This is a genomic window from Streptomyces sp. ALB3, assembly GCF_044385685.1.
GTDB lineage: Bacteria > Actinomycetota > Actinomycetes > Streptomycetales > Streptomycetaceae > Streptomyces.
The window spans coordinates 84,580-107,674 of record NZ_JBISCE010000026.1 but is presented as its reverse complement, the minus strand read 5'-3'; the positions used below and the strand labels follow the sequence as shown (position 1 = coordinate 107,674).

Below are 23,095 nucleotides of genomic sequence, written 5' to 3'. Positions count from 1 at the left end.
CTTCATCGCTCACCGATCCGTGAACGGGCGCGCTGCCCGCCCGTTGGCGTGCCTGGGCTCCTGAAAAGGTGTGTTCGGTACGCACCGGCAGTAAGGCGGGTGTCGGGGCCCAAAGATCCTCGAGGGCGAGTTCCTCGACCACGAGCCTGAAACTCGCTTCAACTCAGGCCCTCACTTCAGGGGCGGGCCGCTCTCAGTTCTCGTATCAGGGCGCGGACGGAGACGCTGGAGGCCATTTCCGCAGTGGTGACGTAGCCGACGGAACGGGTCGGGCGCTCGGGCCCGAGATCGGTGATCTCGATTCCGTGCGGTGCTTCGTTCAGCGCGAGCGCCGGCATGATCGCCATGCCGAGACCTCGACTCACCATGGACAGCACCGCTCCGTCGTCCTCGGTAAGTATGGTCGCCTTCGGGATCCAGTCCTGCCCGGCCCACCACCGGCGGGTGTAGGAGCCGCAGTTCTCGTGCCAGTCCACCAGCGGCAGGGAGCGGGGGGCGGGATGGCCGGCCGGGTGGACCAGCGAGTAGGGCTCCTCCATGAGTACATCGCCGATGAGCCCTGCGGGCACGGGCGAGGTGGCGCCGATCGTTGCGATGCCCACGTCCGCGCGACCCTGGGCTACCTCGCCGGCGGTACCCGCACCCAGTTCACGGACGACACGCACCTCCGGCTCGATGCCGGGGTAACGGGTGGTGAGGCGCTTCAGGACGGGTGGCAGCAGGAAGAGGGCGGCGCTACGGAAGGCGGCGATGCGCAGCGGGCCGGTGACCGTGCCGCGCTCGGCGCCGCGGGCCTCCGATGCCAGGGTGTCCAGGAGTCGCAGGACCCGGCGGGCATGGGCCGCAGCGACGGCACCGGCCGCGGTCGGCGTCGCACCCTTACGGCCCCGCTCGAAGAGGACCGTTCCGATCTTGCGTTCCATCCCGCGTACGGAGTGCGAGACAGCGGACTGGGTCAGTCCGAGGGCCTTGGCGGCAGCAGAGAACCCGCGCTCGTCGTCGACGGTCACAAGGATGCGGAGCTCGTGCGGGGCAAGATCCGTGGCAGCGGTCGTCGTGGCCACGGGGGCTGCAGCTGTCATAGGGTGTCCCACCTGCTTCTATGAGGACCCTTCATGGATCGGGTCGTTCCATGAGCGCAACCCTCTCCCCGGCCTCCGCATTCCTCCGTACGGTCACCGTCATGACCGAGACCGCGCTCACCGTGCACCAGACCGCCCGCCCCCACGGCTTCCCCACCCCCGGCCACTTCACCTTCGTCGAATCCCCGATGCCGGAATCCCTCCCGGGAACGGCGGTGGTGGAGAACCTGTTCTGGTCGGTGGACCCTTACCACCGCGAAATGATGGACGCGGGCTTCGCACTGAACGCTCCCCTGGAGGGCCGCACCATCGGCCGGGTCGTGAAATCCCGCCATCCAGCGCTCAATGAGGGCGAGATCGTCCTTCACCGGCAGGGCTGGCGCACCCACAGCGTCGTCACCCCCGAAGAGGCACGTGCTGTCCCCCGCTTCGACGGCGTACCACTCTCCGCACACCTGAGCATCCTCGGCGGCACCGGCCTGACCGCCTATGTCGGTCTGACCCGCATCGCCGAGTTCCGCGAGGGCCAGGACCTGTTCGTCTCAGCCGCGGCCGGCGGTGTGGGCACAGCTACCGGCCGACTCGCCAGGCTGATGGGCGCTGGCCGGCTGGTCGGCAGCACAGGCAAACCGGAGAAAGCCGCCTATCTCACGGAACACGTCGGCTACGACCAGGTCTTCGACTACCACTCAGGACCGGCGGCCGAGCTGCTCGCCAAGGCGGCACCCGACGGAATCGACCTCTACATGGACAATGTCGGCGGCGAACACCTCGAAGCGGCGATCTCCTCGCTACGTCAGTACGGGCGGATCGTACGGATCGGCACCATCGCCCAGTACAACAGCACCAACACCCCCCATGCCCTGCGCAACCTTCCCGACATCGTGGAGAAGAGCCTGCGCATGGAGGGCTTCCTCGTTCGCAACTACCGCGACGTGCAGGACGAGCTGTACGAGTTCGTGGTGCCGCACCTGCAGAGTGGACGCATCACGCCCGACGAGAACGTGATCGACGGCTTCGGCGGCATCGTGAACGGGTTTCTGGGGATGCTACGGGGCGAGAACCAGGGCAAGGTCATCGTGCGAGCGACCGGGGCAGACGTCTGAGGCCCGGGCTGCCGCGCCCGTTCGTGTCTCTGCAGCCAGATCGGCCGTCGTTGTGCCGTGCCAGGTGAACCCGCTGAAGCCGGTTGCGCGCGTGAGGGGTTTCAGGCGGTGAAGCGATTGCCCTGGCATGCGGCGAGCGCGGTCTGGGTGTCGGGGTGGGTGAGCAGGAAGGTGTCCATTCCGGTGACGCTGAGCAGGCGGCCCAGCCGTTCGGGGATGGCCGCCAGGGTCAGGGAGCCGTCAGCCTCCTTGGCGCAGCGCCAGATACCGATGAGGGCTCCCAGCCCGGAGGAGTCGCAGAAGGTGACGCCCGCCAGGTCGGCGATCAGGTCGGGGTGGCCGTTCGCGATGAGTTCCAGGGCGCGGGCTCGTACGGCGGGTGCGGTGGCGATGTCGAATTCGCCTGACAGGGCGATCACGGCCAGGGCGCCCTGGGTGTGCGGGACGTCGATGTGGAATGCGTCGGTCATGGGCGTGTGTTCTCCTGCCCGGCGGCGGCGGCGGCGGCGGCGACGTCGGCGGTCGGGGCGGCGGCGCTGTGGGCGGTGGTGATGATGCCTGTGGGAGCGGTATCGGGGGTGGGGACGGACAGGGCCAGTAGGGCCACGTCATCGCGTTCTGTGTCGGGGAGTGTGTCCAGCAGTGCGACGGTGTCCTCGATCAGAACGCCGGCGCTCACCGGTCCCGGCCGCCGGGCCAGGAAGTCGGTCAGGCCCGTATCGGCGAGCATGTCACCGTCGGCGGTTCGGGCTTCGGTCAGCCCGTCGGTGTACAGCAGCAGTCCCTCGCCGGGTGCCAGGTGCAGGGTGCGTGAGGCGAAGACGGCTTCGGCGAACGCGCCGACCAGCATGCCGCCCTTTGCGCGGACCGCCTCCACCTGCGCCCCGCCGTCCTCGGCGGGGCGCAGGTGGTAGGCGGGCGGGTGGCCGCCGGTGGCCAGCGTGACCGTGAACCCACCGTCCCGGGCCGGATCGAGCAGGCCGAAGACGGCGGTGCAGAAACGGGTACCGACTGCCGCGTCCAGGAGCAGCGCCGTGTTCAAAGCCTTGAGTGCGGCTGTGGGGTCCGCGTCGACGAGGGCTGCGGCCCGCAGCGTGTAGCGGGTCAGTGAGGTGATCGAGGCGGCTTCGGCGCCCTTGCCGCACACATCACCCAGGAAGAACGCCCACCGGCCCCCGCCGACGGGGAAGACGTCGTAGAAGTCGCCGCCCACTTCCTGCGGGGAGGCGGTCTTGTAATGGCAGGCCAGCTCCAGCCCCGGTACCGCGGGCAGTGCCGGGGGCACCAGGGTGCGCTGCAGGGTGGAGGCGAACGCGGCGATGGCAGCCTTGTCCCGCTCCGCACGCTGGCGGGCCTCTTCCTCCGCCTGGCGTTTATCCTGCTCGACCTTGCGGCGCTCCTGCTCGGCGCGCACCACATGCAGCGCGGACAGCCGCAGCTCCAGTTGGTCACGCACCACCGCGGCCAGGTCCGCGAGCGTGGCCGAATCCGCCTCGCTGATCTCGCGGGGGTGGGTGTCGAGGATGTTGACCGTTCCCAGCCGGTACCCGTCGGCGGTGATGATCGGAGCGGCGGCGTAGAACCGTACCCCCATCGGTCCGGCGACCAGCGGGTTGGAGCAGGCGACCGGGTCCAGCACGGTGTCGGGGATGACGGTGGTGTCATCGGTGAGCACGGCCGAGGCGCACAGGCCGGGATCGCGGCCGATCTCGGTGACGCCTTCCAGGCCGTGGGTGGCCTTGAACCAGATCCGGTCCTCGTCCACGATCGTCACCGTCGCCACCGGCACCTCGAACAACCGCGCGGCCAGAGCCGCGACTCGGTCGTATGCGCCGTCCGGTGGGGTGTCGAGGATGTCGTAACGGCGCACCGCCGCCATACGCGCCGCCTCGACCGATGCCACCAGGGAACCGTTCGGTGCTATCGCAGACGGGCTCGCTTGTACCGGCATGGTCCTCGTCTCGTCATCCCCCCCGGGAAGGCACCGACCAGACAGCCAGCACCCGGGCACTCTACCGAAACTCTCGGCGCCGCCCGATTTCGCGAAACGAGCTTCGTGGAACAGTGACCGAAGACGCCCGTTTTTTCTCGTTAGGCGGGGTTCAGTGGTCCCAGCAGCCACACGCCGGTGGAGGTGGGGTCCTCGTTGAAGTAGAACTCACGGATTGCCTGGAGCATGTCGTCGCGGCTGATCAGGCCGTCGGCGTCCCGGTCGAGGCGGCCGAAGACTTCGCGAGCGTCCGCTTCAGGCAGCCCCATGAGGGCGCCGGACCAGCGAACTTGCTCATCCCGGGTCAGCTTCCCGTCGCCGTCTTCGTCGGCGATGTCCATGAGCGCATCGAGGAATGGCACGTAGCCGGCGTCGAAGGAGGCGGGCGTGACCAGCAACCCGGCGGCGAACGCCGCCTGGTACTCGGCGAGGCTGATGCGCCCGTCTAGGTTGGTGTCCGCAGCTTGAGACAAGCGCTGCCACAGGCCGTCGCTCAGCTCCCGCATGCGCTTGAGCGCGACGGCTTCGGGCGCGAGCTGGAAAGCGGCGGCGAGACGGTCACAGGCCGACACGAAGTCGGTGCGGTCGACGGCATTGCGCTCGGCGGTCGAGGCATTCCAGGCATTCCCTGACGCGATACAGCACCCCGTAGGAGTGCACTTCGGCTGGTGGGACCGGGATGGCAACTCACTTCAGTCCAGCCCGGGAAAGTCCCTGCGGTCCGCTCTGGTGATCCTCTCCTGCCAGGCCTTGGGCGGAGGCAACCACCAGGCCCTGCCCGGACGTGGTGAGAAGAAAACCGGTTGCGACCGTGCACATGATCGGCTTGGGTCCGTGCTCGTGACTGTTTTGAACGATCTCGTACGTCCGGACCGCTATCCACGCTCCTCTCGGTATGACCCCGCCTGGTTGCTCGACCTCGACATGGGGCCGAACCCGTTGTGGCTGCTGGAAGACCTCGCCCACGATCTCGACCTGCGCCCGGGCATGCGGGTTCTCGATCTCGGCTCCGGCAAGGGCGCCACGTCGGTGTTCCTGGCCCGCGAGTACGGAGTCGACGTCGTCGCGGCCGACCTGTGGATTGCGCCCGAACAGGCGGCAGCCGTCTTCGCCAAGGCGGGTGTCGGTGACCGGGTGGAGGCCGTGCGAGCGGAGGCGCACGCCCTGCCGTTCGAGGAGCAGAGATTCGACGCGATCGTCAGCGTGGACGCCTTCGAGTACTTCGGTACGGCGGACAATTACCTGCCCTACCTATTGCGGTTCCTCCGGCCCGGCGGCCAACTGGGCGTGGCGACCCCCGCCATGACACGGGAGATCCGTGACCTTGGGATGATCCCGCCCCACATCAAGGAAACGGTCGGCTGGGAAGCGATCGCCTGGCACACGGCGGAGTGGTGGCGCTTCCAGTGGGAGATCACCGAGTTGGTGAAGGTCACGTCAGCGCGGCTGCAGCAAGATGCCTGGTGGGACTGGCTGCTGTGGGCCCGGGCAGGCGCTGAACACCACCCCAACGGCCAGAGTGCGAACCAGCCTGTCATCGACATGCTCACCGCAGACGGCGGAGAATTCCTCTCTTTCGCTCTGGTAACCGCGCATAAGAACTGAGCAGACACCACGTCGGCCATCTGTCTCTCCGATCGGATCGTTTTCGCCGGGATTTCCCGTGCTTCAAGTGCTCACGCACTCGGGCTCTTCATCGGTCCAACTTCAGTGGCAAACGATCCAAGTTGTGTGTCAGATGACGCCCCGGTTTTTTGCGTGGCGAGTGCTCAGACTTCCCCTCTTCTACCTCGTGTTCTGCTGCGTGGGGGGCGGGTGTGGATGGCTGGTGGCGGGCGTGGTCTCGGGGAAGCGGCGGCGCTGCGCTGGGCTCGTTCTCCCGGCGCGTCGCAGGGGCACCGGACCGGCGACCAGGCGACGTGCTGTGCTTGGTCCTACTCTGGCTGCGAGGCCGGCCGCTGCGCTTCGCTGTCCGAACCGAGCTCGGAGGCGTACTGCGCCCGGATGTCGGTGACGGCCCGGTCCCACATTCAGATGCCGCCCCCGTGCGTCCGGGTCACCCGCGCGGCCAGGCCCCGTTGGTAGCCTCCGGCCCGGCGCAGCCTGCCGGGGGCGATCTCGACGGCCTGAGCGCGCTCCTGTGGCACCGGCCGCACACCCCGGGCCGATGGAGGACCCACTCGGCGCGCTCGGCTTGGTGCTCAACGCCATCGTGCTCTGGACGACGAAGTACATCGACGTCGTCGTCGCCCAGCTTCGCGCCGAAGGCCACGAGATCCTCACACGAGGACATTGCCCGCCTGTCCCCGCTCAAGCACCGCAACCTGAACCTGCTCGGCCGCTACAGCTTCACCGCCTCGACCCTGGCCGCCGACGCCCTGTGGCCGCTGCGCGACCCGGACATGCCAGAGCTGGATGAGGGCGACGACGGGGAGGAATGAATCCCAGCCGCGGCTGGGCTGCCTGGGGGTGTGTCGTGCCAGCGACTCGATACCGGGCAGGGCGTTTGGCATGCCGGCCTGGAACCGTGTGGTGAGGCAGGTGTGGCCCCTGCGCTTTGGGTATGCGGTCCGGCCCTGCTCGTGCAGGTCTCAGGGCATTGTGGTGACGTGCCTCGGACAGCTCCCCCGAGCAGCGCTGTTCGCCGCATCGAGGCCATTACTGGCAGATGCTCCTACCGCAGGCAGCGCCCGACCAGCACAAGCACCTGGAACGGTGTCACGGAGCCCGGATCGGCTGGGTCGGGTCAACCGGATTGCCGTCGGGGTCCTGAAGGTGGGCGATGTGCTGGCCCCATGACCTGTCGTTGGGGCCGCTGCGGACCCGTGCATGTAGCGCATGCTCCGTTCAGCGCAGCTCACCTGCTTGCGAGTGTCAAGGGTGCCAGTGCCCGCCAGTGGCTTAGTGCGTGCGGACTGGCGGAGAACAGCGCGGCGAGACGGCGACGGCCAGCTATTGGCATGGGCCGGCCGTCGTCGCGGTCGTTGCCCGGTTCAATGGCCCCTGGCTCCGTCACGGACCGGGCCGTGGGGTTCGCTACATGCCTGGGCCGCGTCAGATCTGTCCTGGGGCAGCCTTCAATTGATAATGTCGGCACGATCACCTAGACGGATTGCAGCCAGCCGGTCTCGCCACGCCTGAAGAACTTCAGGTGTCTGTCGCGTCCAGTCGGTGACCTCGCTGACGATCCGGAGCGGTTCCCTGCTGCGGTAGGAGCGGGTGGGATTGCCGGGGAACTTCTTGTCGGTGACGTTGGGATCGTTCTCGAAGTCGCCGGTCGGCTCGACGATATACACCCGCGCGGCTCCGTCGCCCGCGGCAAGTTCGGCGGCGAGTCCCGCACCATCACGCAACGCGGTGAAGTAGATGTGGTTCATGACGATTTCAGGCCGGTAGTTGGAGCGGAAACCGGCAGTGAGGTACTCCCCAACTTGCAGATCGGCCTTTGTGCCGTGAAAGAACGGCCCCTCATCCAGCACATCTTCCATCGCTGCAGGATATCAACGCCAGTTGCCACGACGGCAGGCTGTCATGGACGGAACAGGCTCCTTTTGATCCTTCCGTGCACACTCGCCGCCGCGCTCCCGACCAGAAGGAAGCGCCGGGAAGCGGACCGCACCCTCAGCAGGACCGGCCTCCAAACCCTGCCGACGAGCGTCCGCACCGGCTGCCCGACGGAACAAGGGCCAAGGACAACTCCGGCCGCACCCGTCTTCGACCTCGACTCCGAGGGCAACCTGCACAAGAAAACCACGGACACCGAGGGCAAGACCGACCTGCGTTGGCGTTCCCGGTGCTGCATCTTCGCTGGTTGTGGTGTTCTCCAGGGGTATGTCTGTAGGAAGCTGATTGGTCTTGAGCCCGTTCGTCGGCGTGTCCGGACGGACATGCGGGTAGTCGTCGAGGGCCTGATGCCGGTCGGATGTCCGCGGCACTGACAATCTGGATTGTCGGATCTGTAGGGTGGGACGGACCCTGGCATCAGCGCCCGGCTTACCTCGTCGGACGCTACGGGTGGACCTGGACGTAGCGGCCGTTCATCGCGGCAAGTTCAGCGCTTCGAGCAGGGAGCCGCTGCACGGAGCCGGGCCGCGCTCGATCGGCTGAGTCGTATCGGCGGTAGCCTGCTCGACGTGCCGCAGAAGTATGTCGAGTTCCGCCTCGCTTCGGAGGACATCTCCACCGTCCGATTCGGCGTGTCGCCAGGGCATGAGATCGTCCACGCGGTGCGGACCCTCAGTCGACCGCAGGAGCAGCCGCTGCAGTGGGGATGGCTGCGCGCCGTTCGCGACGATGTCCCGCGGGAGTCCCTCGAGTTGCTGCGCCTTGTCGTGGGCGAAACCGGGTACGCACCCGATCTGTTCACGTCGGCCGCGTCGTGGGATCTCACGCCTGCGGACGAGATCGAGAGGCTGCGACAGGCGCCGCTCGAGCCGATCGCGGTCGACCTGCGCAAGCGTGCGGTCCGCAGCGCCGGAGTCGCGCGGGCCGCGCTCGAGAGGATGGCGGCTGATCCCGCGAGGATCCGCGCCATGATCGTGCGCCACGTCGAGGCGCTCTGGGAGGCCGCACTCGCGCCCTACTGGGCGCAGATCGAACGCGTCCTTCATGCGGACATCGGCTCTCGGGTGCGACGGATGACCGCGGACGGTCTGGCCGGGATGGCGGCCGATCTCGGCGAAGGTGTTGAGTGGAGCGCCGACACAGTGCGCGTGCGGATGGAACGACACGAAGAGATCGTCGACTGCCAGGGGCGGGGCCTCGTGCTCGTGCCGTCGTTCTTCGGGCGCCACTGCGCGGTACTCACGGAGCCGCCCGCGCAGCCGACGCTCTTCTACCCCGCGCTCGGTCTGTCCGAGGTGTGGCATCGTGCCGATTCGACGGACGCGCTGGCGGGCCTGCTCGGGGAGAGCCGCGCCGCGGTGCTCGTCGCGCTCGGCGCGCCGCTGTCCACGACGGAGACAGCAGGAGAGGCCGGCATCGCGGCTTCCACCGCATCCCACCACCTCGACGCCCTGCGCGACGCCGGGCTCATCGCGTCCCGGCGTGCCGGGCGGCGCGTGCTGCACGCGCGCACGCCGCTCGGCGATGCGCTCGTCCACCGCGCCTGACGCGGCGGACGAGCGCATCCGGGGCCGGCGCTGGGTCACCGACCGGGAACGAGATCCGGTCCCGCGCCGTGCTCGGCGACGTACGCCTCCGGACCCTGCTCGGTGGCCTGGGGCTCCATGTAGAGGAACTCGAGGACGTTGCCGTCCGGGTCCTCGAGGGAGCGCCCATACATGAACCCGTGGTCCTGCGCCGATCTCGGCTCACGGCCGCCCGCGGTGACACCGGCGTCGACGGTCCTGTCGACGTGGTCCCGCGAGTCGCGCGAGAATGACAGCAGCACCTGGGCGACCGTGTGCGGGTCGGCGATCTGCTTGTCGGTGAACTGCGAGAAGTGCCCGTGGGTGAGCACCATGAAGTTCGTGTTCTCGTCCCAGACGACGCACGCGGCGTTCTCGTCGGTGAACATCGGGTTGATGTCGCAGCCGAGCGCCGTGTAGAAGGCCTTGCTGCGCTCGAGGTCGGTTGTGGTGATGTTGACGAAGATCATGAGGTCTCCTGATATCGCACGGACGGGTCCTGCAGTTGCCGAGCTCAGCCTGGCACCAGGGTGGTGGGCATCCAATCGATTCGACGTGTGTCGAAAGGTCACGGTGCCGGGTGCGTTGATCGCGAGCGTCGACCGGGGTGGGTGGTGCCGTTGACCGTGGTCGGGGTGGTGATCGTGCTGATGGCGTGCGCGTTCGGCGCGTTCCTCCTCCACGCGTACCCGGTACTCAAGGAGCCGCTGACGATGGTCCTGAGCATCGCCACGCCGGCCGGGTTGATCGTCACCACGGTGGTGTTGCGCACGCGATGAACACCGATCGTCCTGCTGTGCGCCGGGGTCGCAATCCTGGTGCGCGACAGTGGTTCAGGGCGTGTCGCCGGTTCAGTGGAGCCGGTTCGGGTCGTCTGGTGCCCTTCCCGGCTGTTCATCTGGTCGTCCGGGCGGATCAGAGTGCAGCTGCGTGGACGACATCGGATTCCTGAAGAAGGGAGAGCGTTCGGCCGCGTTCCAGCGGCAGTACTCGGGCACGGCCGGACGGACGGAGAACTGCCAGGCCGGGGTCTTCCTCGCCTATGCGTCCGGTCGCGGCCGCACTCTTGTCGACCGGCGCCTCTGCCTGCCGACGTCCTGGACTGACGACCGTGACCGGTGCCGCCGGGCCGGTATCGACGATGAGATCGTCTTCGAGACCAAGGTCGCGATGGCCAGGGCGATGATCCGTCGGGCAATCTCGGAGGAGATCCCGTTCGGGTGGGTGGCGCCGGACGCAGGCTACGGCTACTCGAAAAGCTGGCGGACCGAGCTCGAGCGGGCCGATGCCTTCGATGCCCTGGCCACAACCAGGCACGACACCGTCCTCACCCGCTGGGCCATGGATCACCCGGTGCATGACCTGTTCCACGATCTGCCGAGGCAGAAGTGGAAGCGCCGATCCTGCGGCACAGGCTCACACGGGCCACGGCAGAAACGCTCGGGATCACGAGAGCGAGGACCTTGGACAAGCGCCGGATCTGCTCGTTCCGGCAGGTGGGGCGGTCGATCGTCACTCCGCGGACACGTCTCCACCCGCGTTGCGCATCATGCGTTGCAGTACCTTCAGGGTGATCAGGTATTCCTCGTCCGGGATACCCGTGTGCACCTGTGTCCGGCTGGAGCGCTGAGTCTCGGCGGCGTGCTGGTGCAGCGCCCGGCCTTCGTCAGTGATCTGGAGTCGGCCGGTTCTATCCAGCACGAGCAGCTTCCGCTCCAGCAGAAGGTCGATGTCGGGAGCAAGGCCGGCGCCAACGTCCAGGTTGCTCTGCTGGGCACTGATCACCTCGTCCCGCGTAGCACCGGTTTCGCTGTGCAGCACCTGGTGCAGCACCCACCACTGAGGCTGTGTGATCCCGATGGCCGCGAGCCGCCCCCTGACGTACGCCGTAAGCGTCTTGTTCGCGGCCCACGTCCAGTACCCGATCGGCTGGTTCACCAGCGCTTCGTCGTCGTGCGAGTACTCCATCACGCCACCTTCTCTCTGCCAGTTCGCCCACCGCGCTGTCCAAGCGGCTACGCCACCCGGACAGCCGGACGCCACCCCGGCTCACCTAGGTCGTCAGTGACTACCGCGTCGGCGTCAGTCGTCTGCGCGCACCGCTGGGAGCTTGCGCCCGTAGGCAAGCAGGAGGAGCTCCTGGGCGGGGCGCGCCACCTGGGTGCCCCTGCCGTACGACCACTCCAGGTCGGTGGCCCGCATTTCGACGTCGCCGAGGTTCGCCCGGAAGAAGCGGAGCGTGCTCGGCTTGACGGTTTCCAGCACGATGCGCAGGCGTTCCACGGGGACTTGTCGCCCGAGCCTGAGCGCGACGGTGATGTCCAATCCGTGCATGACATCGTGCCCGAGTGCCGCTGCCGGTCCGCCTACCGGCGGCCTCCAGGGGTGATGGGCATTGTCCCGCAGCGCTGAGGCGAGTTCATGGGGCGCGAGGACAGCGGCGTCGCGGCGCGCGAGGCGGTCAGTCATCCGGTGCAGGTTGCCTCCCGACCGACCCAGCTCCAGCATCGTCCTGCCGAACGAGTACCTGAATCCCATGCTCATGTGTGCGGCGACCTCTCGCACCCGCCACCCGCTGCACAAGGTCGGCGCATCCCACTGGTGATCGGTCAGTCCGTCCAGCACGTCCGCCAGTTCGCGCCGCTCGGCCGCGATCTCGGCACGGACGTCCACTGCTGCACTCTTCATGGTCACCAGCGTCTCGGACGCCGGGGCAGAAGTCCAAGAGACGGTCATTCTCGCAACTAGCATCTCCTCTTATGGAGCTCCGCCAGCTGCAGTACTTCCTCACCGTCGTCGAAGAAGCCAACTTCACCCGAGCCGCAGCCCGCCTGCATGTCGCGCAACCGGGGGTGAGTGCTCAGATCCGGCAGATGGAGAGGGAACTTGGGCAACCCCTGCTGGACCGGTCCGGTCGAAGGGTGACCGCCACCGAAGCGGGCGAGGCGGTCCTTCCCTATGCGCGAGCAGCACTTGCGGCCATCGAGGGGATGCGGCAGACGGTGGACGAGTTCACCGGTCTGATCCGAGGGCATGTCACCATCGGCGTCGTCTCAGGGGCGGCCACCGACGAGTACGACCTGGCCGCCTTGCTCGCCGACTTCCACGACGAGCACCCGCAGGTGGAGATTTCCCTCACCGAGGACACTTCAGCACGCATGCTCATCGCCCTGCGTCGCGGTCAACTCGACCTCGCCATCGTCGGCGTCACCGACGACGACCCCCTGCCGGACACCAGCTTCCAGGTCGTGATCGACACTCCACTGGTCGCCGCCATGACCCCGAAGGATCCACTGCTCTTCCCCGCCGACCGCACAACACTCCCACTTGCCGAGCTCGCCGACCGCCCACTCATCAGCCTCCCACGCGGCACCGGCATACGAGGCGCACTCGAACGCGCCTGCCGACAGGCCGGTTTCCAGCCACACATCGCCTTCGAGGCCGCCGCGCCGAGTCTGCTGACACGCTTCGCCGCCCGCGGCCTCGGAGTTGCCATTCTCCCGGAGATCCCGTCCGAAGCCGCATCCGCTCTCGGCCTCCGCACTCTCCCCCTGACCTCCCCCCGCCTCCGCGGCCGGATTGCTCTCGCATGGCCGACGAACGGTCCCAAAACTCCGGCAGCCAAGGCCCTCCTCATCCGAATGCAGAAGGCCCTCCCGCCGACCAAACCCTCCCAGCACTAGGAACGTGGCCAGGCGTGACCCCGAAATGTCCCGCGGCGCGGCACATGAACCACCCACAACAACGCAATCCGGGATCAAACAACGGTACGAAACACCCTCTGACAAGGCATGGAGGCGGGGCGGGGCATCGTCCCGGACCGTCCTGGAGGGCGACCTCTCCGATTTTGATGCTGCTCGCGACGGTTTGCCGTGCGGCGGCCGACAGCGGGGGCGTCACGTGAGCAGGCGACGGCGGTAGCCCTCGGCCACCGCCGAGGCTCGATCACGAACCCCGAGCTTGTCGTAGATGTGTTGCAGATGGGTCTTGATGCTCGCTTCGCCGATGAACAACGCTGTGGCGGCCTCTCGATTCGAGTTGCCGTTCGCGACCAATTGCAGCACCTCCTTCTCTCGATCGGTCAGTGTGCCGGCGCGGGGCCTCCGAACCTGTCCCATGAGGTGCTGCGTCACCGACGGCGCGAGCACCGACTCTCCCCGCGCGGCTGCACGGACGGCGCGCATCAGCTCGTCGGGCAGAGCATCCTTCAGGAGATATCCGATCGCCCCCGCCTCGATTGCCGGCAGTACGTCGCTCTCGCTGTCGAAGGTGGTCAGGATCAGCACGCGCACGCTCGGAGCCGACTCGCTCAGGGCCGCGGTCGCGGCGACGCCGTCCATCCCGGGCATCCGAAGGTCCATGAGCACGACATCCGCTGCCAGCAGCTTGGCGCGTTGGATGCCCTCGGCGCCGTCCCCGGCCTCACCGACCACGACAATGTCCTCGGCGTCCGCGAAGGTGTCGCGGAGACCGCCCCGCACGATCGGATGGTCGTCGACAACCACCAGTCGAATCATCGGTCGGTTCCCCCCTGTGCTCTCGGGCCTCCGGGGGTGATCGCCGGAACGCGCACACTGACGGATGTTCCTTCACCCGGTGCGCTCTGGACGTCTATATGACCGCCGACCCCTCTGATGCGCTGGCGCATGCTCGTCAGGCCGAAGCCGGTGCCGACCCCGTTCGCGAACCCACGCCCGTCATCCCGCACGTCCAGCAGCACCTCGGTGCCCGTGTACGACAGTGTGACACCGACGCGCGATGCGTCCGCGTGCTTGGCCACGTTGGTCAGCGACTCCTGCGCGACCCGGAAGAGTGACACCTCGATCGCCGGGCTCAGTGGCTCCCGGGGGCCGGTGACCTCCATCTGCGCGCTCACCCCTTCGTCCTGCGACCATCGCTCGGTCAACGTGCGCAGCGCGTCGGGGAGGTGCGCTCGCCCGAGTTCCTCAGGAGCGAGTGCCCGCACGGACCGTCTGGCCTCGGTCAGACTGCTGCGCGCGAGCCGAAGTGCACGCGCGACGTGCTCTTCCGACTCGCCCCGCACACGCGCGGCACGCTCCGCAGCCTGGAGTTGGGTGATGATGCCGGCGAGACCTTGGGCCAGAGTGTCGTGAATCTCGCCGGCCAAGCGCTGCCGCTCGTCCTGGGCCCCGGATTCCCGGGCCTGGGCGACCAACTGGGCATGGAGCCCGGCGTTCTCGTGCAGTGCCGACTCGAGTCGCGCGACAAGCTTCTCCCGCTTGCGTTCCTCTGGTTCGCTGCGCGCCGTCAGCACGATGCCCACCCCGATCGCCGCGGTCTGCACGGCGACGATCAGGACGAACTCCGCGAGCGTGTCCGGGGCCGGGCTCGCCCACACTCGCATCGCCGAGCCGTTGAGGGCCACGGAGGTGGCCAGGACTCCGAGCACTCCCAACAGCCACGGCCTGAGCAGGTACGCGTGGAAAAAGCCGGCGATGGTGAAGACGAGGAAGATGTCGGAGTACGTCATGAGGGTGACGCACAGCGCCAGCAGCCCGGCGAGGAAGATGCCCGCCGACACGGGTCGGAGCGTCCTTCTCCTGATGGGTAGCGTGTGACCGAACAGCACCCACGGCACCGAGACCGAGACCAGCCCGAGGACGGAGGCGGCCTCGGGCCAGAGGTGTTCACCGGAGGCCGGAAGCACCCACGAGAAGTAGATCGCCGTCGAGATCGTGAGCAGCAGCCACGGTGTGAACAGCTGCAGCAGGTCCCAGACCCGCAGTTGCTCTTCCTTCCAGGCCAACCGGGAGCGGTTCGCGCTCTCCGCTTCTTCCGCGACGGCGGATTCGTGCGTTCCGGGGCTCGGGCGCTCACCTGCCTCGGCACCTCGCGTCATCGTCACCTACTCCCAGCGGAAGAGCTTCGCGGCGATCGCGCTCGCGATCACTGCGATACCCGCCATTATGGCAATCTGCAGCCAGAAAGGCTGCCCACCGGCGGTGGCGGTGATCTCACCCGCTTCGGAGGACCACGCCGCGGTGAGAGCCTGCAGCCCGGGCGGTATGAACTCGCCGACTCCGCGCAGCAAGTCGGGCATGAGGACACGGGGCAGGAAGGCCCCGCCGAAGAACATCAGCGCAACGAACAGGAGGGTGCCGGTCTGGTTTGCGGCACTGCTCGTGCGGACCACGGCCGCGGACATCATGCCGAGCCCGAACAGAGCCGCATAGCCCACGACGAAGGCGACGACGAACTCCAGGGGCCGCTCGGGCGGCGCGACATCCAGCACCGCCCACGCCAGGAAGGTCATGAGCGCCGCGGACACGACCACGGAGGCGAACGCGACAATTATCTGCGCGAGCAGGACATTTCGCGGATGCGCAGGAGTGGTCGACAGCCTGCGCAGGATGCCGCGCTCGCGATACGTCGCGATCACCGCCGGGATATGCTGCACGGCGATCATCACCATCCCGAACACCAGTGCTGTCGGCGCCCAGACGTCGATGGACCGGAGCCCGCCGGTCTCCGGCGACGACTCCCTGAGTGCCGGGATGGCACCCAGCCCGAGCAAGAGTGCCGCCGGGAACAGCACACCGAACATGACGGTGGCGGAGTCTCGAAGGAAGAGTCTCGTCTCGACCCTGACCATCTTCAGGAGAGCACGCATCAGTCAGCCCTCCTCTCGGAGGGCTCCGGGGACTCCGGGATGCGTCGTGTCAAGGCCACGAACGCGTCGTCGAGGTTGCGCTGGTCGACGCGGAGATCCTCCGCAACGACCTCCGCCCTGGCGAGAGCCCCTGCCACGCTGCTCAGAAGCTGCCCCCGGCCGGTGACCAGCCAGCAGCCGTCGGTGATCTCGACATCTGCCACGTCGGGAAGCCCGGTCAGAACGCCCTTGTCCAGCGGCTGCCTCATGCGGAACCGGACCTGCTGCACCGCACTCGACTGCGCGATCAGCCCTGCCGGTGTATCCACTGCGGCGACCCGGCCACCATCGATGACGGCGATCCGGTCGCTCAGGCGCTCCGCTTCATCCATGAAGTGCGTGACAAGGAGGATCGTGACGCCCGTGTCACGAACCCGCTCAATGAGGCTCCAGGTGTCGCGCCTCGCCTGCGGGTCCAGCCCCGTCGTGAGCTCGTCGAGAATCGCGACCTTCGGCTTGCCGACCAGAGCGAGCGCGATCGAAAGCCGCTGCTTCTGCCCGCCTGAAAGAGCCCTGTACTGCGTGTTGCGTTTCTCGGTGAGACCTACGCGCTCCATGAGCTCGCGCCAGTCGGCGGGGTCCCGGTAGAAGGAGCTATAGAGCTCGAGCGCTTCGACGACCTTGATCGCGTCCGGGAAGCTGCTCTCCTGCAGTTGCACGCCGAGTCGCTCACGAACCTCCGCCCGGTCCTTGACCGGGTCGAGCCCCAGCACAGAGATCGAGCCCGAGTCCGGCTTTCGCAACCCTGCGATGCACTCGACAGTTGTCGTCTTGCCGGCACCGTTGGGCCCGATGATGCCGAAGATCTCCCCCTCTTCCACGGCGAAAGAAACGTCATCGACGGCTAGGTGGTGCCCGTAGCGCTTGTGCAGATTTCGAACTTCCAATGCGGTCATACCGCGAAGTTACGGACGCACCGCACCCCGCCGCATCGACCGTGGCGTCTGAGCTTGGTTGATTCACACCTCCACCGTTCGGTGGATCCGCAGCACCTTGCGGAGCGCCCGAAGCCCTCTTGGTTGTCGCGCTTTCTGTCACCGCAGCAGACGGCTGACCTGGGGCCGGAGACGGACCGACATGCTCGACCTCCCACGCCGCACCCAGTGCTTGGATCGGCTCGGCTGCGAAAGCGCCGTCAATCGGTTGTTCTGCACGGCCCTCAACACGCCGTGTCGCTAGGTGCTCGATCCAGCTCATCATCGACACGTAGCGTTGCTGTGCCACCCGCATGGCGCCCCACCTGCGGGGTGCGGCGATGACCAGCAGCATGGACGGCAGCGCCGGATGCAGGACGCTGAGCCCACCGGCCGTGGCGATCAGCGAGATGCTGCTGTTCAGCGCGGAGAAGGAGTTCAAGCAGAGCGGAACTTGAAAGGCTCTTCCCGACGCTGCTGACCGGCGGCGAGGCGATCGGTGTGCTGCCAGCTACCCCGGCGTGGGAGTGCTGGGTGCCGGTCGCACCGACGGCTGGCTGATCGGCGGGTTGCTCAATCGCATCGCGCTGGCGCAGGCAACACGTTTACCGCTACATACGCGAGGCCGTCGACCTCCTGGCCACCCTCGCCCACGCTGGAGCAGGCCATGATGACCGTGCGGAAGAGGGCGTAGGTGATTCTGGACGGCACCGTGCTGCCGATCGACCGCAGCACCGCCGACCGCCCGTACTACTGGGGAAGAAGAAGCGCCGCGGGACGCACGTGCAGGTCCTCGCGGATCCCGCCGGCCGTCTGATCCGGGTCTCGGACGCGCTACCCGGAGCCGTGCACGATCTGACCGCGTCCCGGACCCACGGCATCCCCGGCGCTCTCGCCGTCGACGACGTCAAGTGCTGGGCGGCTACTCCACCTCACCTAGGAGACAGCCCGCCGCAACGGCCACCTGGACATCCTGCGCGAGATGCTCGACGGCACGGCCGGCAACTAGCTAGGGCCCGGCCCCGGTGGCGTCTGGGTGGGGTTGTTGCACATGCCGTAGCGGCATGTGGTGGGGTCGGGGTACCCCAGCACGAAAGGCTCTCTGTCTGCGATGTACCCCTCCCTTACGCCTCCCCGGCAGGTCATGATCGGTGATGCCGCTGCGTTCGCCGGGATCACCCCACGCGCCATCCGCCACTACCACGAGATCGGTCTGCTGCCGGAGCCCGAGCGCGGCGGAGACGGCCGCCGCCGCTACGGCTATGACGACATGACCCGCCTGCTGTGGATCCGCAAGATGGCCGATGCCGGTATCAGCCTGGACGACATGCGGGCCGCCTTCGGCGAAGCCCTGGACGAAGCTGGAGACGAAGCCCTGAACCAAGCCCCGGATATCGAGTCGGTCCTGAGCAGGCTGGAGGAAACCTTGGCGGCGCAGGAGGCCGCAATCAAACGTCGGCGCGCGGCTGTCCAGCGCCTGCAGGCGGTGGGCAGTCCGCTGGGGCTGCTCTCCGAACTGGTCACGGACCGGCTCAGCCACCTGCCTCCGGGCGCGTTGCGTCCCTCCGATCTTGATGCCCTGCTGGTCACGGAACGGATCTTCGGGCCGCTGGGCGCCGCCATCCAGGCCGGCACGTTCATCGTGCTGGCCACCCACCCCGACCTGCGGGCCGAGGAGGACCGTCTTGAGGCGGCCGAGGCCGCCCTCGACGACGGCGTCGAACCCGACGACCCGCGCGTCGAAGAGCTCGCCGTACTGCGATGCGCTCACCAAATGGCCTTGAATCAGGCCATCGAGGCAGCTGGTTTCGACGCGGCCGAGGAGCAGATCTTCGAAACCTACGACGCCGGCCTGAAAGGGGAGGAGGTCACAGAGATGAGTGCCGCCGCAGCGATCACCAAGCTGCCTTACGACTTCTCTCCTGCCCGGATGCGCTGCGTGGAACTCGCCGGACGGCTCTTCGGCGAGGCCCTTGCCGACGCCCACTCCGCGGACAGCTGATCGCCTGTGCCTGGCACTGACGTGGCCCGACAACCGGTCGCGTTCATTCGCACGCGACCGATCGGGTCAGACGTCGAGCCTGGGCCGTAAGCAAGAGCGGCATACAAAGCGGCCCGAAACGGCCGGAGATCGGTTTCTGGAAGTGGGCCGCCCTTCGGTAGGGAAAAGCCTGTCGCGCCCCGCGGCAGCGTAAAGCCCGTGTTCCCTTCAATGGCCATGTCGCTCATCTTGCCCGGTGTGAAACCCACTTGGTCGTCGTAGTCGCTGTGGCCTGCGGGTTCATCCTGCATCACAGCAGATAGGGCCACAGACTGACGCTGTTCAGTTCCACGCTGATCTCGACCCACGTGCTATCGCCAACCGCCGATGGCAGGGGGTCGGCGAGGTCCAAAAGAATGTGGGTTCCGGCTACTTCCAACGTGGCACCGCCGTCGCCCGTCAGGCCCAGCCGCCCCCGAAGGCGATCCGGTCGCCTTCCTTCTCATCGGGCCGAGGTCAACTGCCAACCGGGGGCGCTGGGGCTGGACGCACAGGACCAGGTGCTCGGGGTCATGGCGCTGGAGCTGGCCGACAGACGGATCGCGGCGATCCACTCAGTCGTCGATCCCGACAACCTGCGGCACTTCCCGGGGCTGGGCGACTACCCGGCCCTGCTGAAGGCGGGCCGTCCGCCGCGAGGTCGGGGCTGGTTCCCTGGCCCCGCCGCCCGGTCGCCGCCCCACGAGTGATTAGCCTGCGGGCCCATGCCTTGGCCAGGCGCTTCGCGGCGCTGAAGGTCCCTCCTGGGAGCCCGCGACTTGATTGCCGACGGAAGGTGAGGGACTTGCCCGGCGGGATGGTGATCAGTGACGAGGTAGAGCCGGTGCGCCATCAGAGGCCAGCCGAAGTTTGGGATTACTCGTTGTCTGGCGGGACGTCGGCAGGTCCCGGGAGCGCCGGATCGGGGAGAAGAGCAGGACCAGTGCGGCGAGCGGGATCCCCGCTGTCGTGATGGCCATGGCGGTGCGGAGGCCGAGTGCGGTTCCGAGCAGGCCGCCGAGCAGTGCTCCGATGGGGATCGCTCCGTAGCTGAGGAATGCTGTGCTTGCGGTGAGACGGCCGAGGAGATCCGGTGGGCAGTAGCGTTGCTGGAAGCTCGCCTTGATGATGTTGCCGGCGACGACACCTGCGGAGACACTGAAGCCACCTGTCGCAAAGAGCAGGATCCCGGCTCCGCCGATGGTCAGCGGGATGAGCAGACCGAGTGTGGGAAGTCCCAGTTCGAACAGCAGTGTCGCGCGGGCCGTACCGATCCGGTGAGCGACCCGGCGTGCGGCGAATGCCCCGGCTACGCCTCCGGCACTGGTCGCCGCGATGAGTACGCCGACCGTCCCCGGGGTCAGGCCGACGCTCCGGACCAGGAAGACCACTTGGATCGACTGGTATCCCATGAGGGCCAGGTTGGAGGCGGCTCCGAAGAGTGTGAACGTGCGGAACCAGGGGTCGTAGGCGATCAGCCGGATGCCTTCGCGGACTTCACTGACCAGGGAAGTGGGGCGGTGTTCGGTTCTGGTGATGCGTGGCTCGCGATGCCGGATGCCTGCGAGGCACAGAAGGGAGACGAGGAAGGTCGCGGCGTTGGCGAACATCCCGTTCACCGCACCTGTCAACTGCGCGATCAGGCCGCCGGAGCCGAGCCCGGCAATCTGCGCGGCGGATGCACTGCCGTGCAGTTTGGCGTTGCCCTCGGGCTGGTCATCGGGTTCCAGAATGGTGGGGAGATAAGCGGTGTAGGCGGTCTGGAAGAACACCGCTGCCGTGCCCGTCAGCAGGGCGACGGCCAGCAGCAGTCCGATACTCAGTCGGCCGGACCACGCGGCGACCGGGACGCTGGCGAAGAGTAAGAGGGAGACCGCGGCGGCGGCCAGCATGATCGGTCTGCGGTGCAGTCGGTCCACCCAGACACCGACCGGGAGGCCGATGATCAGCCAAGGGGCCCAGGCCGTGGCGCTCAGCAGGCCGACCTCGAACGTGCTGGCGTGCAAGGTGGAGACGGCCACCAGCGGCATCGCCACCCCGGTGACGGACGCGCCGAACTTGCCTGCGGTCTCGCCGCACCACAGCAGGCGGAAGTCGCGGTGGCGACGCAGGAGGCCACCGCCTGTGCCGTAGCTCATGCGGAGCCACGCTCCTTGCGGGGGAAGGACTGGAGCTGCACCACGACGGGGAGCGCGTCCCGGGCGGGCTCGGCGTCGGGAGCAGGGATGTGGCGGGCGATGACAGCCATCAGCTCCGCGTTGAGTGCCTGCAACTGCTTCGGAGTCATCCGCAGGTCACTCCAGTCCGAGACAGTGCCGGCGCTCCGCCACGTGTCGCCCCAGTCCTCGCCGATGTAGTTCACGACCCGGCTGAAGTGCTGCTGCAGCAGTTCGTGCAGGTAGACCGACAGCGCGCCCCGGGTGTCGGGATCGTCGCGGAAATCGGCAGAGTTCAGCTCATTGGAGACGTCGACCCTTTTCCACCAGCGCTCGCGTTTCGTTCCCCGTGCGGTTTCCTCCACGATGAAGCCGTGTTCGGCGAGGTGGCGCAGGTGCCAACTGATGGTGCCGGTGTTCTCCCCGAGGCGTTCGGCGAGCCTGGTGGCGGTAGCGGGGCCGTCCAGGCTGAGCAGTTCAAAGATGTTCATCCGCAGCGGGTGGGCCAGCCCTCGCAGGCTGCGCGCATCGAGGCGGCGGGTGGGCTTGGCGGGCAGTGATGTGCGTTCCGGTTCGTCGGACATGCCAACAGCGTAGGTTCCAGAGTCTCCTCTGCACAGGATCCTCTGCAGAGTGATCTCTGCCACTGGCATCACTGCCGGCGCGCAGGTGGGATGGGACAGCCGAGCAGCCGTATGGCCACAGCCCGCCGGCTCCGCCTGCCGCACCCGCGGCGTAAGACCGCTGCGAAGTACCACACCCCCCGCTTTGTCCTCGTCCCCGCGCTCCGCGATGAACCCGCCGACCGCTACCCCGGCCGTGCGTGGAAGCGGGGCCCGGTGCCGTGCCCGCGCCCCGCATCGAGCGCCCGGTCCGCATTGGGTACGTGAGGACGTCGACCGCCCGGCAGGAGCTTACAAGTCAGCTCGAAGCCCTCCATCGTGCGGAGTGCCACAGGTCTTCAAGGAGCAGATCAGCACCCGGGTGAAGATCCGGCCCGAACTCGAGAGGGCGCTCGCCCTGGCCCACCAGTTCAAGAAGGCTGCCCCCGAGACGGCCGTCATCCTCACCGTCCATGAGCTCAAGCGCCTCGCCAGGAACGCAGCTGCGCTGATGACGCTCACCGGCATCCAGGACCGCAACGGCATGGGCGGCATGCTCTTCGCCGTGCTTGCCGTCGCTGACCAGATCGAGCGCAACTACATCCGAGAGAAGTCCCTCGAAGGCCAGGTCACAGCCGCGTCCAAGGGCAACCACGGCGGACGCCCGAAGGTCATTCACGACGACATGCTCACCTTCGCCATCGCGTGCAAGGACAAGGGCGTTCCAGTCCCCGAGATCGCCGAGAAGCTGACCATCAAGGTCGGGAAGAACGCGGGCAAGTCTCCGTCGGTCGCCTCGTTGTACCGGGCCCTCGCGGAAGCTGAGGCCGCAGCGGTGGAAGACGGCCTTTCGACGCGGCCCAAACCCGTACACATCCGTCGGACCGGGGAGCCGCTCAGCGCTGAGGAGATCGAGCTATGCGAACGGCTCCAGGCCCAGACCCACCCGAACGCGGTCGTGCACGGCTGCGTCCGCTCCACCCTGCGCAACTACCAGGGATCCGTTCGCCAGTTCTGCGACTTCCTGACCAACCCGGCCTACGGCTGGAGCGACGAGTGTCTGCGGTAGCCCTTGGCCGGCAGGAGGGACCCTCCCCTGCCGGCAGATCCCCTAGGTCCTGCCCGAGGTCGCTGCGTGCTCAGCGCCTCGTAAGGCGCTGAGTGGTGCGTACTACCGGGCGTTGCCTGCGGGGGGTTGAGGATTCTGGGAGGTGGTCGTCGGCTGGTGGTCATCGTCGCGGGCCTTGCTCGCGGTGGCACCGCCGGTGGCGAACACTCCGATCGCGATGGGGTGGCGGCCACCGTGACGCCAGCAGGCCTCCCGGAGGCCTGGCCGACTCGGGGGCCGACCGGCCCGACGCTCGCTGAACGACTGGCCAGGCGGCCGGTCACCGGGCCAGGACGACGGGAAGCGGAGTGCCGGGTG

The 23,095-nt window shown here is 67.7% G+C and carries 22 protein-coding genes and 4 pseudogenes; 12 read left to right on the top strand and 14 right to left on the bottom strand.

The window, feature by feature from the left end; translation table 11 throughout:
* Positions 1–176 precede the first annotated feature (176 nt).
* The gene (locus ACHFIV_RS12355) at positions 177–1,082 is read right to left on the bottom strand and encodes a LysR family transcriptional regulator (protein ID WP_398966893.1); all 906 of its coding nucleotides are present in this window, start codon (positions 1,080–1,082) and stop codon (positions 177–179) included.
* 101 nt (positions 1,083–1,183) lie between these two features.
* Here ACHFIV_RS12355 and ACHFIV_RS12350 point away from each other — a divergent pair, with 101 nt between their 5' ends.
* A complete protein-coding gene (locus ACHFIV_RS12350) occupies positions 1,184–2,188 on the top strand; it encodes an NADP-dependent oxidoreductase (RefSeq protein WP_398966891.1) in 1,005 nt (334 codons plus the stop codon).
* A 101-nt stretch (positions 2,189–2,289) separates the two neighbouring features.
* Here ACHFIV_RS12350 and ACHFIV_RS12345 read toward each other — a convergent pair whose 3' ends face one another.
* From ACHFIV_RS12345 to ACHFIV_RS12335, 3 genes are all read right to left on the bottom strand, one after another.
* Positions 2,290–2,658 carry an STAS domain-containing protein gene (locus ACHFIV_RS12345; RefSeq protein WP_398966889.1) on the bottom strand — a complete coding sequence of 123 codons (369 nt, stop codon included), beginning with the start codon at positions 2,656–2,658 and terminating at the stop codon, positions 2,290–2,292.
* Positions 2,655–4,091 carry a PP2C family protein-serine/threonine phosphatase gene (locus ACHFIV_RS12340; protein WP_398966886.1) on the bottom strand — a complete coding sequence of 479 codons (1,437 nt, stop codon included), beginning with the start codon at positions 4,089–4,091 and terminating at the stop codon, positions 2,655–2,657. Before ACHFIV_RS12340 ends, ACHFIV_RS12345 begins: the two co-directional genes overlap by 4 nt.
* Positions 4,092–4,279: 188 nt before the next feature.
* Positions 4,280–4,750: an EF-hand domain-containing protein gene (locus ACHFIV_RS12335; RefSeq protein WP_398966883.1), complete on the bottom strand. Its 471-nt coding sequence runs from the start codon at positions 4,748–4,750 to the stop codon at positions 4,280–4,282.
* A 337-nt stretch (positions 4,751–5,087) separates the two neighbouring features.
* On the opposite strand from ACHFIV_RS12335, the gene ACHFIV_RS12330 reads away from it, so the two are divergent.
* Together ACHFIV_RS12330 and ACHFIV_RS12325 are read left to right on the top strand one after the other, a co-directional pair.
* A complete protein-coding gene (locus tag ACHFIV_RS12330; RefSeq protein ID WP_398966882.1) occupies positions 5,088–5,783 on the top strand; it encodes an SAM-dependent methyltransferase in 696 nt (231 codons plus the stop codon).
* A 565-nt stretch (positions 5,784–6,348) separates the two neighbouring features.
* Positions 6,349–6,619: pseudogene (locus ACHFIV_RS12325) on the top strand (Tn3 family transposase); the annotation flags it as partial.
* A gap of 636 nt (positions 6,620–7,255) precedes the next feature.
* On the opposite strand, the gene arr reads toward ACHFIV_RS12325, so the two are convergent.
* The gene (gene arr, locus ACHFIV_RS12320; protein WP_398966879.1) at positions 7,256–7,666 is read right to left on the bottom strand and encodes an NAD(+)--rifampin ADP-ribosyltransferase; all 411 of its coding nucleotides are present in this window, start codon (positions 7,664–7,666) and stop codon (positions 7,256–7,258) included.
* Between the two features lie 645 nt (positions 7,667–8,311).
* On the opposite strand from arr, the gene ACHFIV_RS12315 reads away from it, so the two are divergent.
* Positions 8,312–9,289, top strand: coding sequence for an ArsR/SmtB family transcription factor (locus tag ACHFIV_RS12315; RefSeq protein ID WP_398966877.1), 978 nt, complete (start codon positions 8,312–8,314; stop codon positions 9,287–9,289).
* Positions 9,290–9,324: 35 nt separating this feature from the next.
* Here the strand turns inward: ACHFIV_RS12315 and ACHFIV_RS12310 are convergent, their stop codons facing one another.
* Positions 9,325–9,777 carry a VOC family protein gene (locus ACHFIV_RS12310; protein ID WP_398966875.1) on the bottom strand — a complete coding sequence of 151 codons (453 nt, stop codon included), beginning with the start codon at positions 9,775–9,777 and terminating at the stop codon, positions 9,325–9,327.
* Between the two features lie 165 nt (positions 9,778–9,942).
* Between ACHFIV_RS12310 and ACHFIV_RS12305 the strand changes: the two genes are divergently transcribed.
* Positions 9,943–10,086 carry a hypothetical protein gene (locus tag ACHFIV_RS12305; protein ID WP_398966873.1) on the top strand — a complete coding sequence of 48 codons (144 nt, stop codon included), beginning with the start codon at positions 9,943–9,945 and terminating at the stop codon, positions 10,084–10,086.
* 151 nt (positions 10,087–10,237) lie between these two features.
* Positions 10,238–10,795, top strand: a pseudogene (locus ACHFIV_RS12300) (IS701 family transposase); the annotation flags it as partial.
* A gap of 24 nt (positions 10,796–10,819) precedes the next feature.
* Here ACHFIV_RS12300 and ACHFIV_RS12295 read toward each other — a convergent pair.
* Entirely contained in the window at positions 10,820–11,275 is a 456-nt protein-coding gene (locus tag ACHFIV_RS12295; RefSeq protein ID WP_398966870.1) for a MarR family transcriptional regulator, read from the bottom strand.
* Positions 11,276–11,389: 114 nt separating this feature from the next.
* Positions 11,390–11,995 carry a maleylpyruvate isomerase family mycothiol-dependent enzyme gene (locus tag ACHFIV_RS12290; protein WP_398966867.1) on the bottom strand — a complete coding sequence of 202 codons (606 nt, stop codon included), beginning with the start codon at positions 11,993–11,995 and terminating at the stop codon, positions 11,390–11,392.
* Between the two features lie 71 nt (positions 11,996–12,066).
* Between ACHFIV_RS12290 and ACHFIV_RS12285 the strand changes: the two genes are divergently transcribed.
* Positions 12,067–12,990, top strand: a complete 924-nt coding sequence (locus ACHFIV_RS12285; protein WP_398966862.1) for a LysR family transcriptional regulator — start codon at positions 12,067–12,069, stop codon at positions 12,988–12,990.
* A gap of 213 nt (positions 12,991–13,203) precedes the next feature.
* Here ACHFIV_RS12285 and ACHFIV_RS12280 read toward each other — a convergent pair whose 3' ends face one another.
* From ACHFIV_RS12280 to ACHFIV_RS12265, 4 genes are read right to left on the bottom strand one after another with little or no spacing between them, the layout of a single operon-like run.
* Positions 13,204–13,824: a response regulator gene (locus ACHFIV_RS12280; protein ID WP_398966859.1), complete on the bottom strand. Its 621-nt coding sequence runs from the start codon at positions 13,822–13,824 to the stop codon at positions 13,204–13,206.
* Complete coding sequence (locus tag ACHFIV_RS12275) at positions 13,821–15,167, bottom strand: sensor histidine kinase (protein ID WP_398968176.1); 1,347 nt, start codon at positions 15,165–15,167, stop codon at positions 13,821–13,823. The genes ACHFIV_RS12280 and ACHFIV_RS12275 overlap by 4 nt, the downstream gene beginning before the upstream one ends.
* Before the next feature lie 6 nt (positions 15,168–15,173).
* Complete coding sequence (locus ACHFIV_RS12270) at positions 15,174–15,938, bottom strand: ABC transporter permease (protein WP_398966857.1); 765 nt, start codon at positions 15,936–15,938, stop codon at positions 15,174–15,176.
* Positions 15,938–16,873 carry an ABC transporter ATP-binding protein gene (locus ACHFIV_RS12265; RefSeq protein WP_398966854.1) on the bottom strand — a complete coding sequence of 312 codons (936 nt, stop codon included), beginning with the start codon at positions 16,871–16,873 and terminating at the stop codon, positions 15,938–15,940. The genes ACHFIV_RS12270 and ACHFIV_RS12265 overlap by 1 nt, the downstream gene beginning before the upstream one ends.
* A gap of 624 nt (positions 16,874–17,497) precedes the next feature.
* On the opposite strand from ACHFIV_RS12265, the pseudogene ACHFIV_RS12260 reads away from it, so the two are divergent.
* The 4 genes and pseudogenes from ACHFIV_RS12260 to ACHFIV_RS12245 form a co-directional block, all read left to right on the top strand.
* Positions 17,498–17,812, top strand: a pseudogene (locus ACHFIV_RS12260) (transposase family protein); the annotation flags it as partial.
* Between the two features lies 1 nt (position 17,813).
* Positions 17,814–17,900: pseudogene (locus ACHFIV_RS12255) on the top strand (mycothiol transferase); the annotation flags it as partial.
* Between the two features lie 102 nt (positions 17,901–18,002).
* On the top strand, positions 18,003–18,893 hold the full coding sequence (locus ACHFIV_RS12250) for a MerR family transcriptional regulator (RefSeq protein WP_398966851.1): 891 nt from the start codon (positions 18,003–18,005) through the stop codon (positions 18,891–18,893).
* A 551-nt stretch (positions 18,894–19,444) separates the two neighbouring features.
* Positions 19,445–19,621, top strand: coding sequence for a hypothetical protein (locus ACHFIV_RS12245; protein ID WP_398966849.1), 177 nt, complete (start codon positions 19,445–19,447; stop codon positions 19,619–19,621).
* A 114-nt stretch (positions 19,622–19,735) separates the two neighbouring features.
* Here the strand turns inward: ACHFIV_RS12245 and ACHFIV_RS12240 are convergent, their stop codons facing one another.
* Together ACHFIV_RS12240 and ACHFIV_RS12235 are read right to left on the bottom strand one after the other, a co-directional pair.
* The gene (locus ACHFIV_RS12240; RefSeq protein ID WP_398966846.1) at positions 19,736–21,049 is read right to left on the bottom strand and encodes an MFS transporter; all 1,314 of its coding nucleotides are present in this window, start codon (positions 21,047–21,049) and stop codon (positions 19,736–19,738) included.
* Complete coding sequence (locus ACHFIV_RS12235; protein WP_398966843.1) at positions 21,046–21,651, bottom strand: ArsR/SmtB family transcription factor; 606 nt, start codon at positions 21,649–21,651, stop codon at positions 21,046–21,048. The genes ACHFIV_RS12240 and ACHFIV_RS12235 overlap by 4 nt, the downstream gene beginning before the upstream one ends.
* A 364-nt stretch (positions 21,652–22,015) precedes the next feature.
* Here ACHFIV_RS12235 and ACHFIV_RS12230 point away from each other — a divergent pair, with 364 nt between their 5' ends.
* The gene (locus ACHFIV_RS12230) at positions 22,016–22,738 is read left to right on the top strand and encodes a recombinase family protein (RefSeq protein WP_398966841.1); all 723 of its coding nucleotides are present in this window, start codon (positions 22,016–22,018) and stop codon (positions 22,736–22,738) included.
* The last annotated feature ends 357 nt before the right edge of the window (positions 22,739–23,095 follow it).